General features: G+C 71.9%; 13 protein-coding genes. 2 read left to right on the top strand and 11 right to left on the bottom strand.

The annotated features are described in order from the left end of the window. Window positions 1-83 precede the first annotated feature (83 nt). The 8 genes from AB0F29_RS18380 to AB0F29_RS18345 all read right to left on the bottom strand — a co-directional run bounded on the left by AB0F29_RS18380 (window position 84) and on the right by AB0F29_RS18345 (window position 8,087). A complete protein-coding gene (locus tag AB0F29_RS18380; protein WP_361873250.1) occupies window positions 84-1,247 on the bottom strand; it encodes a MalY/PatB family protein in 1,164 nt (387 codons plus the stop codon). A gap of 127 nt (window positions 1,248-1,374) precedes the next feature. After that, window positions 1,375-2,406 (bottom strand): class II fructose-bisphosphate aldolase, encoded by a 1,032-nt coding sequence (gene fbaA / locus AB0F29_RS18375; protein ID WP_018960921.1) that lies wholly within the window; start codon window positions 2,404-2,406, stop codon window positions 1,375-1,377. A gap of 165 nt (window positions 2,407-2,571) precedes the next feature. Beyond that, window positions 2,572-3,111 (bottom strand): orotate phosphoribosyltransferase, encoded by a 540-nt coding sequence (gene pyrE, locus AB0F29_RS18370; RefSeq protein WP_359615924.1) that lies wholly within the window; start codon window positions 3,109-3,111, stop codon window positions 2,572-2,574. A gap of 48 nt (window positions 3,112-3,159) precedes the next feature. Then, complete coding sequence (locus AB0F29_RS18365; RefSeq protein ID WP_361873247.1) at window positions 3,160-3,966, bottom strand: aldose 1-epimerase; 807 nt, start codon at window positions 3,964-3,966, stop codon at window positions 3,160-3,162. A gap of 85 nt (window positions 3,967-4,051) precedes the next feature. Continuing rightward, window positions 4,052-5,002, bottom strand: coding sequence for an SRPBCC domain-containing protein (locus AB0F29_RS18360; RefSeq protein ID WP_361873245.1), 951 nt, complete (start codon window positions 5,000-5,002; stop codon window positions 4,052-4,054). 154 nt (window positions 5,003-5,156) lie between these two features. Then, window positions 5,157-6,755: a polyamine aminopropyltransferase gene (locus AB0F29_RS18355; RefSeq protein WP_361873243.1), complete on the bottom strand. Its 1,599-nt coding sequence runs from the start codon at window positions 6,753-6,755 to the stop codon at window positions 5,157-5,159. A gap of 141 nt (window positions 6,756-6,896) precedes the next feature. Further along, window positions 6,897-7,418, bottom strand: a complete 522-nt coding sequence (locus tag AB0F29_RS18350) for a DUF2617 family protein (protein ID WP_361873241.1) — start codon at window positions 7,416-7,418, stop codon at window positions 6,897-6,899. 393 nt (window positions 7,419-7,811) lie between these two features. Continuing rightward, on the bottom strand, window positions 7,812-8,087 hold the full coding sequence (locus AB0F29_RS18345; RefSeq protein WP_361873239.1) for a hypothetical protein: 276 nt from the start codon (window positions 8,085-8,087) through the stop codon (window positions 7,812-7,814). Between the two features lie 137 nt (window positions 8,088-8,224). Here AB0F29_RS18345 and AB0F29_RS18340 point away from each other — a divergent pair, with 137 nt between their 5' ends. Beyond that, on the top strand, window positions 8,225-9,421 hold the full coding sequence (locus AB0F29_RS18340) for a pyridoxal phosphate-dependent aminotransferase (RefSeq protein WP_361873237.1): 1,197 nt from the start codon (window positions 8,225-8,227) through the stop codon (window positions 9,419-9,421). A gap of 67 nt (window positions 9,422-9,488) precedes the next feature. Here the strand turns inward: AB0F29_RS18340 and AB0F29_RS18335 are convergent, their stop codons facing one another. Beyond that, window positions 9,489-10,034: a YbjN domain-containing protein gene (locus AB0F29_RS18335; protein ID WP_361873235.1), complete on the bottom strand. Its 546-nt coding sequence runs from the start codon at window positions 10,032-10,034 to the stop codon at window positions 9,489-9,491. A gap of 208 nt (window positions 10,035-10,242) precedes the next feature. After that, a complete protein-coding gene (clpB, locus tag AB0F29_RS18330) occupies window positions 10,243-12,828 on the bottom strand; it encodes an ATP-dependent chaperone ClpB (RefSeq protein ID WP_361873233.1) in 2,586 nt (861 codons plus the stop codon). Between the two features lie 142 nt (window positions 12,829-12,970). Here clpB and AB0F29_RS18325 point away from each other — a divergent pair, with 142 nt between their 5' ends. Next, a complete protein-coding gene (locus AB0F29_RS18325) occupies window positions 12,971-13,372 on the top strand; it encodes a TIGR03618 family F420-dependent PPOX class oxidoreductase (RefSeq protein ID WP_265600373.1) in 402 nt (133 codons plus the stop codon). Between the two features lie 123 nt (window positions 13,373-13,495). Here AB0F29_RS18325 and AB0F29_RS18320 read toward each other — a convergent pair whose 3' ends face one another. Then, the gene (locus AB0F29_RS18320; protein WP_003967571.1) at window positions 13,496-13,816 is read right to left on the bottom strand and encodes a hypothetical protein; all 321 of its coding nucleotides are present in this window, start codon (window positions 13,814-13,816) and stop codon (window positions 13,496-13,498) included. Between the last annotated feature and the right edge of the window lie 335 nt (window positions 13,817-14,151).

Below are 14,151 nucleotides of genomic sequence, written 5' to 3'. Positions count from 1 at the left end.
CCTATGCGTGCCTGGACTTCAGACGTGTCCTCGTCCGATCGGCCCCCGCAACGGGGGCCCGGGGGCGGCGCCCCCGAACCCCCCTACCGCACGGCCCCCACCGCCCGCACCAACGCCGACACCCCCCGCACCACCTTCTCCCGAGGGCACCCCACGTTCAGCCGGACGAACCCGGGCGCCCCGTAAACGGCGCCCCCCATGATCGCCACCCCTTCCCGCTCCACCAGCACCCGCTGCAACGCGGCGTCGTCCACCCCCAGCGGCCGCAGGTCGATCCAGGCCAGGTACCCGGCCTGCGGCGGCGCCCACCCCAGCTCGGGGAAGGCCTCGCCCAGCCGCTCCGCGACGTAACCGAGGTTCCCCGCCACATACGCCCGTACCGCGTCCAGCCACGCCGCCCCCTCCCGGTACGCCGCGATGTGCGCGGTCAACGACAGAACGGCCGGCGACGCAAGCCCCTCCCCCGTCTCCATCCGGCGCACATACTCCGCCCGGTCCGCCGGATCGCCGATCAGCCCGTACGAACCGGTCAGCGCCGGAAAGTTGAACGCCTTCGACCCGGAGGAGATGAGGGCCCAGCGCCCGGCGCCCGCCACCCGCGTCCACGGCACATGGCCACGCCCCACCTGCTCCTCGTGTACGAAGTCCGCGTGGATCTCGTCACTGATCACCGCGACCCCGTGCCGCTCCGCGAGCTCCGCCGTCCGGGCCAGCTCGTCGGCCGTCCACACCCGCCCCGTCGGGTTGTGCGGCGAGCACAGGACCAGCACCTTCGCGTCCGCCCGCGACAGCTCGCGCTCCAGCGCCTCCTCGTCCCCCACCGGCACCCCCCGCAGCTCGCGCCCGAGCCCGGTGATCGCCTTGCGGAAGCCGTCGTACGTGGGGGTGTGGACGACGACGCCGTCCCCTTCACCCGTCCACATCCGGAGCAGCTGGGAGAGCTGGTTGAGCACGGACGGACCGTAGACCAGCTGCCCGGTGTCGATCGTGGTGTCATACCGGGTCGCGTACCAGTGGGCTATCGCGGAGCGGAAGTCGTCCTGCTGCCAGGTGGTGTAGCCGAACACCCCGTGTTCCAGGCGGTCCCGGAGCGCGGCCAGGACCTCGGGGGCCGTGGCGAAGTCCATGTCGGAGATGGTGAACGGCAGCAGCCCGTCGACCCCGAACCGGTCAGCGACCCCGTCCCACTGGACGCACCAGGTACCCCGGCGGTCGACGACGGTGTCGAAATCGTAAGTCGCACCCACAGCGGGGCCTCTTCTCTCTTCTGGCACGGCCTGCCACGGCACGGCAGCGGGCCCGGCCCCCTGAAGGAGGACCGGGCCCGACACCGTGCGTGCGTCCGTACGTCCGTACGTCCGTGCGGACGAGTGATTACTTCAGCTTCGTACCCGTGGAGCGCAGGTGGCCGCACGCCTCGGTGACGCGCTTGGCCATGCCCGCCTCGGCGGCCTTGCCCCAGGTACGGGGGTCGTAGGTCTTCTTGTTGCCGACCTCGCCGTCGACCTTCAGGACACCGTCGTAGTTGCGGAACACGTGGTCCACGACCGGGCGGGTGAAGGCGTACTGGGTGTCGGTGTCGAGGTTCATCTTCACGACGCCGTTCTCCAGCGCGGTGGCGATCTCCTCGGCGGTGGAGCCCGAGCCGCCGTGGAAGACGAAGTCGAACGGCTGGCTGCCGGCCGGCTTGCCGTACTTCTCGGAGACGCCCGCCTGGAGGTCCTTCAGCAGCTCGGGACGGAGCACGACGTTGCCCGGCTTGTAGACGCCGTGGACGTTGCCGAAGGAGGCGGCCAGCAGGTAGCGGCCCTTCTCGCCCAGGCCGAGCGCCTCGGCGGTGCGCAGCGCGTCGTCGACGGTCGTGTACAGCTCGTCGTTGATCTCGTGCGTGACGCCGTCCTCCTCACCGCCGGTCGGGGTGATCTCGACCTCAAGGATGATCCTGGCGGCGGCGGCCTTGGCCAGCAGCTCCTGGCCGATGGCCAGGTTGTCGGCGAGGGTCTCGGCCGAGCCGTCCCACATGTGGGACTGGAACAGCGGGTTCAGACCCTTGGCGACGCGCTCCGCGGAGACGTCGAGCAGCGGACGTACGTAACCGTCCAGCTTGTCCTTGGGGCAGTGGTCCGTGTGCAGCGCGATGGTGACGTCGTACTTCGCGGCGACGATGTGCGCGAACTCCGCCAGGGCGACCGCGCCCGTGACCATGTCCTTGTTGTACTGGCCGCCCAGGAACTCCGCACCGCCGGTGGAGATCTGGACGATGCCGTCGCTCTCGGCCTCCGCGAAACCGCGCAGGGCGGCGTGCAGGGTCTGGGTCGAGGTGACGTTGATGGCCGGGTAGGCGAACTTGCCCGCCTTTGCCCGGTCGAGCATCTCGGCGTACGCCTCGGGGGTTGCGATGGGCATCTGACCGCTCCTTGGGATGTGCGGGTGTGCAGGCTGTGAGTCCCTGACCTGGGGGCGACGTCATCGTCGCCCCCATCTTCCCAGACTCCTCATCCGGCTCCACTCGGCGGACCCTGTTTCACGTGAAACCGTGCGCCACGGGCGCAGAGGCTGCCGCGCGGCCGCTCAGCCCAGGTCGAGGTCGGCCACCGAGTAGACGTGGATGTACGGCAGACCGGCCTCGGCGATGGCCGGGGCGGCACCGCGCTCGACGATCACGGCGACGGCGACGACCTCGCCGCCCGCCTCGCGCACCGCCTCGACGGCGGTCAGCGGCGAACCACCCGTCGTCGAGGTGTCCTCGACGACCAGGCAGCGGCGGCCCTTCACATCGGTGCCCTCGATCCGGCGCTGCATCCCGTGCGCCTTCTGCGCCTTGCGGACGACGAAGGCGTCCAGGCTCTCGCCGCGGGCGGCGGAGGCGTGCAGCATCGACGTGGCGACCGGGTCGGCGCCCAGGGTCAGCCCGCCGACGCAGTCGTAGTCCAGCTCGGCGGTGGCGTCGAGCATGACCTGGCCGACCAGCGGCGCGGCCTTGCCGTCCAGCGTGATCCGGCGCAGGTCGATGTACCAGTCGGCTTCCAGCCCCGAGGAGAGGGTCACCTTGCCGTGCACCACGGCCTTGTCCTTGATCTGCTGGAGCAGGTCAGCGCGTACGTCAGTCATGACCACGAGGGTAAGCGGTACCGCACCGGCCCACCGCCGGGCACCGGCTCAGAGCCGCGCCCAGCTCCAGGTCGTCGTCATCTCCAGCGGGTCGATCGGGGTCACCAGCCGGGGCGCGGTGTTCAGCCCGTTCGGCGGCCCGGACTGCGGCTCGACGCAGACGGCCTCGTCCTGCTCGTCGTAGACGACCACCCACTCGCTGCGGCTCTTCACCGTCAGCTCCAGCCGCTCCGGCCAGGTGAGCTTCACGTCCACGCCGTCGGGCATGCCGAAGCAGTCGTCCCACGGACCGGGCAGGGGGTCGATGCGACGGCCGGTGGGCAGATGGTCCGCACCGCGTTCCTCCTGCCAGGCGGCGTCGAAGGAGAGCTCGGCGGCCACGCCGTCGAGGGTGCGGCGGAACCAGGGGTGCCAGCCGGCCTGGGCCGGGAAGGAGTCGCGTGACGTCTCGACGGCGAGGCCCAGCGTCAGCGCGTCCCCGGTCAGCTCGAAGGTCTGCGTCACCCGGCCCCGGTACGGCCAGGGCTCGGCGAGGTCGTAGTAGAACGCGGCCCGCCCCTCCTCCAGGTCGGCGGCCGTGAACGCCGGCTCCCAGGAGGTGTCGCGGCCCGTGCCGTGGATGGCGTGCGGCGGGGAGTTGAGCGGCAGCCGGTGGAGCTCGTCGCCGTTGCGGAACTCCCCGTTCCCGGTCCGCCCGCACCAGGGCACCATCGGGAAGCAGCCGTACCGCTCGCCCTGGCGGAGCAGCTCGGCGCCCCCGATCCGCAGGCTGCTGATCCGGCAGCCGTGCCCGGGGTCGACGGTCAACTCGGCTTCGCCGACGGTCAGCCTGACGTTCTCTTCGCTCCTGCTCACCCGACGACCCTACTGGCCCGCTCCACCTCCGGCGCCCGCCGCCACCGTTGACCATCCCACCGGTGACCGTCGCCACCGGCGACCGCTACCTCCGGCGTCGCAGCGCCCGGCTCAGCACCACGGCGGAGGCGAGCGCGAGGGCGGCGGCGGGGGCGACCCACCGCAGGGTGGTGCTCGCACCGCCGGCCTCCGGGGAGGGCACGGGGGCGTAGCGGCCCCGAGGGGGCGCGTGGTCGACCTCCTCGGCGCTGCGCCCGATCATGGTGCGGCGGGCGTGTGCGGCCTCGGCGGGCGGTTCGTCCGGAACGGTGAACTCCACGCCGGCGACGGGGTCGAGCGAGGGCGGCGGTACGGGCGAGTCGAACACGGACCCGGATTCCTCCGCCCCGGGCTCGCCGCCCTCGGCCTCCGCCCCGGCCCCGGCCCCGGCCCCTGCCCCGGCCCCGGAAGAACCGCCTCCGTTCCCAACGCCTCCGTCCCCGTCCCCCTCGGCCGCGTCCTCATCGCCCGAGAGCCCCTCGGCGACCACCGCGCCGTCGCCGTCCAGGCCCTCACCCTCGACCTCACCCGCGTCCGCGTCCCGCACCGCCAGCGACTCCGTCACCAGCTGCTGGGTGAAACGGTCCAGGAGCCGGTGCGCGGCCGCGAGCGCGGCGCCCTCCGCCAGCTCGACCAGCCGCCCGTCCCCGATCGCGGTGCCGCTGTAGGCGAGCGCCGTCCCGCCGTCCGCCTCCGTGAGGCCGATGGTCAGAGCCAGCTCGACCGCACCGGCGCCCCGGGCCTCGACACCCCGCCCGGTCACCGAGAAGCGCTGCCCGCCCGAACCGCCGGGCTCCTCCGGGCCGGTGAGCCGCAGCTCGCCCCGGTAGGTGATGGTGTGGCCGCCGGCCCTCAGCTTCAGCCGGCCCGCCAGGGGCGACGCCGACGCGTCGGCGTCCTGCTGGAGGCCGGGGACGCAGCGAGCGACCCGGGCGGGATCGCTCAGCGTGCGCAGCAGGGTCGGGACGGGAACCGGAACGAACACCTCATGCTCCATGGCAACCGAGCCTAATCGGCCCCGGCCCGGACGTCAGCGCTTCCGCCCGCCGAAAGCCGGGCCCGCACGCCGGGCCCGCACGCCGGGCCCGCACGCCGGGCCGCACGCCGGGGAGGCCCCTGTGCGTGCCCCCCGGGCGTGCCCCCGGGCGCGCTCACACGTCCTCCCAGTACCGCGGGTGGATCAGCGTCGACGGAATCAGCCCGGGAAGCCGGGCTTCGTCCGCCGCCCGCGCCCCCTCGCGCAGCTCCCGGGCGCCCAGCGACCGCGGTACGGGCCCGTCGGCGGCCAGGGCGAGCCGCGGAGCCACGCCCGGTCCGGCGAGGAGGAAGCCCCAGTCCTCCCGCTCCCGGCCCTCGCCGCCGCCCCGGTCCGGGCCCGCGGCGAGGCCCGTGTACCGGCCGGTGACGCGGTACGGGCGTGTCGCGAGGCCGCCCGCGCGCACCGAGGCCTCCACCGTCCAGAAGGTCCCCGGCCGGGCGCCCAGCGGCCCGGCGTGCACCACGAGCCGCCCGTCCGGGGCCAGGGCCTCCGCGACCAGCCCGTAGAACTCGGCGGAGTACAGCTTCGTACTGGCGGTGATGCCCGGGTCCGGAAGGTCGGAGACCACCACGTCGTAGCGTCCCCGGTCGGCCCGGAGCCAGGTGAAAGCGTCCGCCCGGACCACCGAGACGCGCGGGTCGCGGAAGGCGTGGTCGTTCAGCTCGGAGAGCGCGGGGTCCGTGCGGGCCAGTCGGGTGACGGCCGGGTCCAGCTCGACGACGGTGACCGAGCGGACGTCCTCGTAACGCAGCATCTCGCGGGCGGCCAGACCGTCGCCGCCGCCCAGGATGAGCACGCGGGCGCGGGGCCCGTTCATGGCGGGGTGCACCAGCGCCTCGTGGTAGCGGTACTCGTCGCGGGCGCTGACCCGTAGCCGGCCGTCCAGATAGAGGTCGAGGGAATCACGGTCGGTGCCGGTCAGGACGACCTCCTGCACCCCGGTCTGCACGGCGACGCGCACCTGGCCCCCGTAGACCGCGCGCCGCGCCGCCCGCTCGAAGTCGTCGACCAGCACCGTGGCCGTGGCCAGCACCGCGATCACCGCGCCGTTGACCAGGACGAGGAGCCACCGGGAACGGGAGGTGAGGTCGCGCCGGAACACCCACAGGACCAGCGCGCCACCCGCCGCCGCGTTGACCGCGCCGGTGAACAGCGCACCGGTCAGCTGCCCCAGCACCGGCAGCAGCAGGAACGGGAACGCGAGCCCGCCGACCAGCGCGCCCACGTAGTCGGCGGCGAAGAGATCGGCGACGGCACCGCCCGCGTCCTGCCGGTCGACGCGCTGGATCAACGTCATCAGCAGCGGGATCTCCGCGCCGATCAGCACCCCGATCGCCAGCGAGAACCCGACCAGCGCGTACTGCGAGTCGCCGAGCCAGGCGAACGAGGCGTAGAGCACCAGCGCGGAGGAGCCGCCGATCAGTGCGAGGGCCGCCTCGACCATCCCGAAACCGACGGCGGCGCGGCAGCGCAAACGTTTCGCGAGAAGGGACCCGATGCCCATCGCGAACACCATCACGGAGAGCACGACGGAGGCCTGGGTGACCGAATCGCCGATCAAGTAGGAGGCGAGGGCGACCAGTTCGAGCTCGTAGACGAGACCGCAGGCGGCGCAGACGAAGACCGCGGCCAGCACGAGGAACCGGCCGGTCCTCGGCCGTACGGGAAGCCGCGCCGCGCCCCCTCGCAGCGGTATCTGCTGGTCGATCATGATGCGAACGCTACGTCACCGCACGAGCGCAGCCTGTCACCCACACGGGTGTAAGTGCCGCTGCCGGTCGGACCGCGAGCGCCGGAGTCCCGTGCCCCTACCGGTCGGACCGCGAGCGCCGGAGTCCCGTGCCCCTGCCGGTCAGGCCGCGGGGGCGGGAATCCGCACCCCCACCCTGGTCCGGGTCACCACCAACTGCCCTTCCTGCGGGTACGCGTGCCAGGTGCGCCACCGCACCTGGCCCTCGGTGCGCTGGGCGAGCATCGCGGTGAAGGCGTACGGACTGCCGGGGAAGGTGCCCACCAGTCCGTGCGGATGGTCACTCACCAGGGCGAGCAACTCCTGTGCCCGCCCGGCGAACTGGCCCTGCGTCAGGGTCTCGACGCGCGCCGCGAATTCGTACTCCCAGTCCCCGAGCCGCTTCGCGACGCCGAGGGGCAGGGGGGTGCTGCTGCCGGGCATACAGGCCACGGTCTCGGAGCAGACGCCGCGGTCCTCCTGGAGAAGGACCTGATGGGAGGCGCCGAGCAGCCTCAACTGGAGTTCGGCGCCGCCGAGCTGGAGATCGAGGACCGCCAGGGCGGGCAGCGGCTCCCGCCCCAGCATCCAGGCCAGGTCGGCGGCGCGGGTATCGGAATAGGCCGTCTGGAGGGTGGTGAGCATGGGTGGGCTCCGCAAACACGCATGGACACATGGACAGCAGGACGCCCCGAGTTGCCGCACGTGGGAGGTGGGGAGCGCCCGATCTGGTCCGACTGGGGTCCGAGGGCTGATTGTTCTCTTCAACGAGGGAATCACGAAGTACGCCCACTCACAGCGCTTTCGCCCAACTTGCCGTGGTTTCCATCCCCCCGGGGGCCCACCGGTTCACTTGTTCAACCAAAAACGTCCGCGCCGCTCAACGAATCCGCGTCGCTCAACGAATCCGCGTCGCTCAACGAATCCGCGTCGCTCGACAGATCCGCCTCGCTCAACAAAAGAGCGCCCGGAGGGAGTTCACTCCCCCCGGACGCCCGGCGTCATGTCACTTTCGGTGACTGTGCACCGGCGGCCCGGTCAGCTGCCGCCCCCACCACAGCCGCCCCCGCCGCCCCCGCCGCCCCCGCACGACGAACCGCCGCCGCAGGAGTGCCCGCCGGAGCCGTCGCCGCCGGAGTCGCCCCCCGACCACCAGCCGCCGGAGCCGCCCCCGCCGTCGGCCGAGGCTCCGCTCGCGGAGCGCCGGCGCCCGACGCGCGGCTTGGCCGGTCCGCGCCCGCCGGTGACCCGCAGACCGGCCAGCAGCGCTCCGACGACGACCACGGAAACCAGCACTGCGATGAAGACGCTCATGCTCCCCACCCGCCTTTCCTTCCCCCGAAGCGAGGTCCCCCACCGCTTCCCCGTTGTTGTGACAGGGGGATTCCCCGGTTCTCCGCGCGCCAAAGCGGACTTGAGCAACTCCAGAGCTTCGGCCCAGGATGGCGCCCATGACACAGGGACGAGCGACCCAGGGAACCCCGGCAGAAGGGCGGCCACTGCTCAACCGCCGCCTCGCCGCGTTCGGCACGACGATCTTCGCGGAGATGTCCGCGCTGGCGGTGCGGACCGGCTCCATCAACCTCGGCCAGGGCTTCCCCGACACCGACGGCCCCGAGGAGATCCAGGAGGCGGCGGTCCGGGCGCTGCGCGCCGGGCACGGCAACCAGTACCCGCCGGGCCCCGGCGTCCCGGAGCTGCGCACCGCCGTCGCCGCCCACCAGGAACGCTTCTACGGCCTGACCTGGTCCCCGGAGACGGAGGTCCTGGTGACGACCGGCGCCACCGAGGCGATCGCCGCCTCGCTGCTCGCCCTCCTCGAACCGGGCGACGAGGTCATCGCCTTTGAGCCGTACTACGACTCGTACGCCGCCTGCATCGCCATGGCGGGCGCGCAGCGCGTACCGCTCACCCTGCGCGCCCCGGACTTCCGCCCGGACCTCGACGAACTGCGTACCCTGATCACCCCGCGCACCCGCCTGCTGCTCCTGAACACCCCGCACAACCCGACCGGCGCGGTGCTCACCCCCGACGAGCTGGCCGGGATCGCGGGCCTCGCGGTGGAACACGATCTGCTGGTGGTCACCGACGAGGTGTACGAGCACCTGGTCTTCGCGGGAGCGCACCACCCGATCGCCGCGCTCCCCGGGATGCGCGGGCGCACGGTGTCGATCTCCTCCTCGGGCAAGACGTTCTCGTACACCGGGTGGAAGATCGGCTGGGTCACCGGGGACGCGCCGCTGGTGGCCGCCGTCCGCGCGGCGAAGCAGTATCTGACCTTCGTCAGCGGGGGCCCGTTCCAGTACGCGATCGCCGAGGCGCTCGCCCTGCCCGACGCCTTCTTCACCGACTTCCGGGAGGGCATGCGCCGCAAGCGGGACCTGCTGGCGAAGGGGCTGCGCGCCGCGGGCTTCCGGGTGTACGAGCCGGAGGGGACGTACTTCATCACCACCGACATCTCCCCGTTCGGCGACGAGGACGCGGGCGCCTTCTGCCGCGCGCTCCCGGAGCGCTGCGGGGTGGCGGCCGTGCCGGTCTCGGTCTTCTACGACGATCCGGAGGCGGGCCGCAGCCAGGTCCGCTTCACCTTCTGCAAGAAGGACGAGGTCCTGGAGGAGGCGGTGGAGCGCCTGGCCCGGCTGGGCTGAACACGGAGACGGCCCGGGCGGCGGCCATGGTGGCCGCTTGCCCGGGCCGCTGCCGTGGACCGTGGGTTCAGGCGCCCGCGGGCTCCTCGCCCTCCGTCTTGTCCTCGGCGGGCTCGATGCCGAGGCGCTCGACGAGCCACTTGTCGAACTCGATCGAGGCGCGGACCCAGCTCACCGTCGAGGAGACGAAGTGCTCCAGGCTGACGCCGGTGCCGATGAGCATCTGCGCCTCACCGATCAGCCGGACGGAACCCGCCTCGCCCTCCTCGCCCTCGTGGGCGTGGGTGTAGACCTTGGGCCACAGGGTGCGGCGGTTCCAGTCGTCGATGGCGTCCAGCAGGACGGGACGCTGGTCGAGGTCGTGGGGGCGGTCGTAGAACGTGCGGACCGAGAAGACCTGCTGCTCGTCCTCGCCCCGGAACATGAAGTACGTCCGGAACTCTTCCCACGGCGCCGCGAGGTCGCCCTCGTCGTCGACGACGTACTTCAGCTCCATCTGGTCGAGGAGCTGCTTGACGAGGTCCTGGTCAGGGACGACGGGGCCCTCCGGTCCTGCCGCCTGCGGTTCGGGCTGGCCCCCGAAATTAGGAATCGAGGACGGATCGATGCTCACCGTTATTTCCCTTCGTGACGAGTACGGCCATCCTCTCCCATGGCGGGCGGGGCATGGCAAGCCCGGGCGGCCCCGATCCGCCACAAGCTGACAGACAGCGCGTGGGGACGGACGGGAACCGCCGGGCGTCGGCCGGGGAGGGGCCGGACCTCCACCGACGGGCCGCGACACTCCGTGACCGACGGTTACGGTCCCGCCCGGGAGGCCGTTACGCGGCGGGGCCGACGATCAGCCCGTCCTCCGTCCGCTCCACCCGTACGGTGTCACCGTCGCGGACCTCGCCGGACAGGATCTCCTTGGCGAGCCGGTCGCCGATCGCGCTCTGGATGAGCCGGCGCAGCGGCCGCGCCCCGTACGCCGGGTCGTTGCCCTCCTCGGCGAGCCAGGCCAGCGCCTCCGGCGTGACCTCCAGGGTGAGCCTGCGGTCGGCGAGGCGCTTCGCCAGCCGGTCGATCTGGAGCCCGGCGATGTGCGTGAGCTCGTCGCCGGACAGGGCGGAGAAGACCACCAGGTCGTCGAGCCGGTTGATGAACTCCGGCTTGAAGGAGGCCCGCACCACGTCCAGCACCTGCTCCTTCTTGACCTCGGGCTTGACCAGGGGGTCCATCAGGAACTGGGAGCCGAGGTTGGAGGTGAGGACGAGGATGGTGTTGCGGAAGTCGACCGTGCGGCCCTGGCCGTCGGTGAGCCGGCCGTCGTCGAGGACCTGGAGCAGGACGTCGAAGACCTCGGGGTGGGCCTTCTCGACCTCGTCCAGCAGTACGACGCTGTACGGGCGGCGGCGGACGGCCTCGGTGAGCTGGCCGCCCTCCTCGTAGCCGACGTAGCCGGGCGGGGCGCCGACGAGGCGGGCGACGCTGTGCTTCTCGCCGTACTCGCTCATGTCGATGCGGATCATGGCCCGCTCGTCGTCGAACAGGAAGTCCGCGAGCGCCTTGGCCAGCTCGGTCTTGCCGACGCCGGTGGGCCCGAGGAAGAGGAACGACCCGGTGGGCCGGTCGGGGTCCGCGATCCCCGCCCGCGTGCGGCGTACGGCGTCGGACACGGCCTGCACGGCCTCGCTCTGCCCGATCAGCCGCTTGCCCAGCTCGGACTCCATCCGCAGCAGCTTCTGGGTCTCGCCCTCCAGCAGCCGCCCGGCCGGGATGCCGGTCCAGGCGCCGACGACGTCCGCGATGTCGTCCGGGCCGACCTCCTCCTTGACCATGGTGTCCTTGGATGCCTCCTGCTCCGCCTCCGCGGCCTCCTCCAACTCCCTCTCCAGGCCCGGGATCTCCCCGTACAGCAGTTTGGAGGCGGCGTCGAAGTCGCCGTCGCGCTGGGCGCGTTCGGCCTGGCCCCGCAGCTCGTCGAGGCGCTCCTTCAGCTCACCGACCCGGTTGAGGCCCTGCTTCTCCTTCTCCCAGCGGGCGTTGAGGCCGCGCAGCTCCTCCTCCTTGTCGGCGAGGTCGCGGCGCAGCTTCTCCAGCCGCTGCTTGGAGGCGGGGTCGGACTCGTTCTTGAGGGCCAGCTCCTCCATGCGCAACCGGTCGACGGAGCGCTGGAGTTCGTCGATCTCCAGCGGTGAGGAGTCGATCTCCATCCGGAGCCGGGAGGCCGCCTCGTCGACGAGGTCGATGGCCTTGTCGGGGAGGAAGCGGGAGGTGATGTAGCGGTCGGAGAGGGTGGCGGCGGCCACCAGCGCCGAGTCCGCGATCTGCACCTTGTGGTGGGCCTCGTAGCGGCCCTTGAGCCCGCGCAGGATCGCGATGGTGTCCTCGACGGAGGGCTCGGCGACCAGCACCTGCTGGAAGCGCCGCTCCAGGGCGGGGTCCTTCTCGATGCGCTCGCGGTACTCGTCGAGCGTGGTCGCGCCGACCATGCGCAGCTCGCCGCGGGCCAGCATCGGCTTGAGCATGTTGCCCGCGTCCATGGCGGAGTCGCCGCCGGCGCCCGCGCCGACGACGGTGTGCAGTTCGTCGATGAACGTGATGATCCGGCCGTCGCTCTCCTTGATCTCGGAGAGGACGGTCTTCAGGCGCTCCTCGAACTCGCCGCGGTACTTCGCGCCGGCGACCATCGCGCCGAGGTCCAGCGAGACGAGCCGCTTGTTCTTCAGGCTCTCGGGAACGTCGCCCTTGACGATGCGCTGGGCGAGCCCCTCGACGACGGCGGTCTTGCCGACGCCGGGCTCACCGATGAGCACGGGGTTGTTCTTCGTCCGGCGCGACAGCACCTGCACGACGCGGCGGATCTCCTGGTCGCGGCCGATGACCGGGTCCAGCTTGCCCTCGCGCGCGGCGGCCGTGAAGTCGGTGCCGAACTTCTCCAGGGCCTTGTACTGGCCCTCCGGGTCGGGTGTGGTCACCCGGCGCCCTCCCCTGCTCGTCTCGAAAGCGGCCAGCAGCTTCTTCGCACTGGCGCCCTGCCCGTCGAGGATCTCACCGGCACGGCCGCCCTTGGCCGCGATGCCGATCAGCAGGTGCTCGGTGGAGATGTAGTCGTCGCCCAGCTCCTGGGCCCGCTGGGCGGCGTCCTGGATGACGGCCAGCAGCTCGCGGTTGGGCGCCGGCGGGGCGACGGTGGAGCCGGTGACGCTGGGCAGGCCCCCGAGCAGCCGCTCGGTCCCGCCCCGCACCGCGGCCTGGTCGGCCTCGACGGCGGCGAGCAGGTCGATGACGTTCTCGTTGTCCTGACCCTCCAGCAGCGCGAGGAGCAGGTGCCCCGGGGTCAGATCGGCGTGCCCGTCCTTCACGGCCCTGCTGGTGGCCGCGTTGATGGCGTCCCGGCTCTTGTTGGTCAGCTCGGCGTCCACGTGTGGTTACTCCTCCTCGCAGCTGGTGGGTCGTACGTGCTTCGTTGACTCAATTAACGTACACAAAGTTGAGTCTATTCCACTCAAGGCGTTGCGCGCACGCGCTGCGGGCACCCGAAGACCGGCCTCGTACGCTGCCCCCATGGCAGACGTACACCACCCCACTCCCGCATACGTCGCGTTCTGGCGCGAGAGCCACCTCTCCACTCTGACGACCCCCCGCCCGGACGGCACGCCGCACGTGGTGCCGGTGTGCGTGACGTACGACCCGGAGGCCGGGGTGGCGCGCGTGATCACCGACGGGGGCAGCCGCAAGGTCGCCAACATCCGGGCCGCCGGTCCCGGCGGGGCGCGCGTGGCCGTCTGCCAGATCGACAGGGCCCGCTGGGCGACCCTGGAGGGCCTCGCGGTCATCCGCACGGAGCCGGAGGCCGTCGCGGACGCGGAAGCCCGTCACGAGGCGCGCTACGGCCGCGCCCCGCGGATCAACCCGACCCGGGTCGTCATCGAGATCACCCTCGACCGGGCGCTCGGCAAGGCCTGACCCACGGCTCCCCGGGCGCCGCCCCCGTACGGGAACAGCACAACGGCGCCACCGTGTTCAGGTCACGGTGGCGCCGCTGTGTGGGGGAAGCGCCGGAGCGATAGGTGACGACGGGGGAATCGCTCAGGCACTGCGGGGGGTGGCGGAAAGTGGTTCTGCGTCGAACAGCTCATGGTCCCGCTGATCGAGATTGACGAAGATCATGCCGTACCTGACGGCACAGCGGACCGGCTGCGGCGCACCGCGCGGCCGACGGAGACAGCGATAGGCGCGGACGTCCTCGTCCTCTTCCATCACCACGACGATCGGCTCTCCGAACAGGGTGACCATCAACGAGTCGCCACGGCGGGGGAGGGCCGTGAGCAGATCGATGAAATGCCACCCTGAGCGATAGGCGGTTGCCATCTCGCGCCGGAAGGTCCGATCGTCCGGCGGGGTGCTCATACCCGGCCCCGTGTGGCAGGGGCGTCCTCCGACAGCGACGCGGGGGCTGCTTCCGCCCCCGTCGCCCGTGCGGGCATGGAGTCCCAGGCCAGGTCCGGAGGCGGAGCTGCCTGCACCTGTGCGCCGGCCGTACCGTGGGTCACGCCGCCCTCAACGAGGTCAAGAACACTCAGCGCCCCGGTCGTCAGCCCAACGGAGAAGGCAACAGCAAGCACCGAGCGAAGCGTTTTGTTACTCATGATGGGCTTCGTCCTCACTTCCAAGGTTTCCTCTCCCCCGCAGAACAAGACGATGACCCATCCAGGCACGTCAACGCCACAGAAGCGATGCATCAT

The sequence above is a fragment of the Streptomyces sp. NPDC026589 genome (assembly GCF_040638385.1).
Classification (GTDB): Bacteria; Actinomycetota; Actinomycetes; order Streptomycetales; family Streptomycetaceae; genus Streptomyces.
This window is presented reverse-complemented; position numbering and strand designations above follow the sequence as displayed.

Excerpts from the sequence above, each read along its gene's own strand:
- fbaA (WP_018960921.1), bottom strand. The coding sequence starts at position 2,406 with ATGCCCATCGCAACCCCCGAGGCGTACGCCGAGATGCTCGACCGGGCA.
- AB0F29_RS18325 (WP_265600373.1), top strand. The coding sequence starts at position 12,971 with ATGGCAGACGTACACCACCCCACTCCCGCATACGTCGCGTTCTGGCGC.
- AB0F29_RS18355 (WP_361873243.1), bottom strand. The coding sequence starts at position 6,755 with ATGATCGACCAGCAGATACCGCTGCGAGGGGGCGCGGCGCGGCTTCCC.
- pyrE (WP_359615924.1), bottom strand. The coding sequence starts at position 3,111 with ATGACTGACGTACGCGCTGACCTGCTCCAGCAGATCAAGGACAAGGCC.
- AB0F29_RS18345 (WP_361873239.1), bottom strand. The coding sequence starts at position 8,087 with ATGAGCGTCTTCATCGCAGTGCTGGTTTCCGTGGTCGTCGTCGGAGCG.
- AB0F29_RS18350 (WP_361873241.1), bottom strand. The coding sequence starts at position 7,418 with ATGCTCACCACCCTCCAGACGGCCTATTCCGATACCCGCGCCGCCGAC.
- AB0F29_RS18320 (WP_003967571.1), bottom strand. The coding sequence starts at position 13,816 with ATGAGCACCCCGCCGGACGATCGGACCTTCCGGCGCGAGATGGCAACC.
- AB0F29_RS18360 (WP_361873245.1), bottom strand. The coding sequence starts at position 5,002 with ATGGAGCATGAGGTGTTCGTTCCGGTTCCCGTCCCGACCCTGCTGCGC.
- AB0F29_RS18340 (WP_361873237.1), top strand. The coding sequence starts at position 8,225 with ATGACACAGGGACGAGCGACCCAGGGAACCCCGGCAGAAGGGCGGCCA.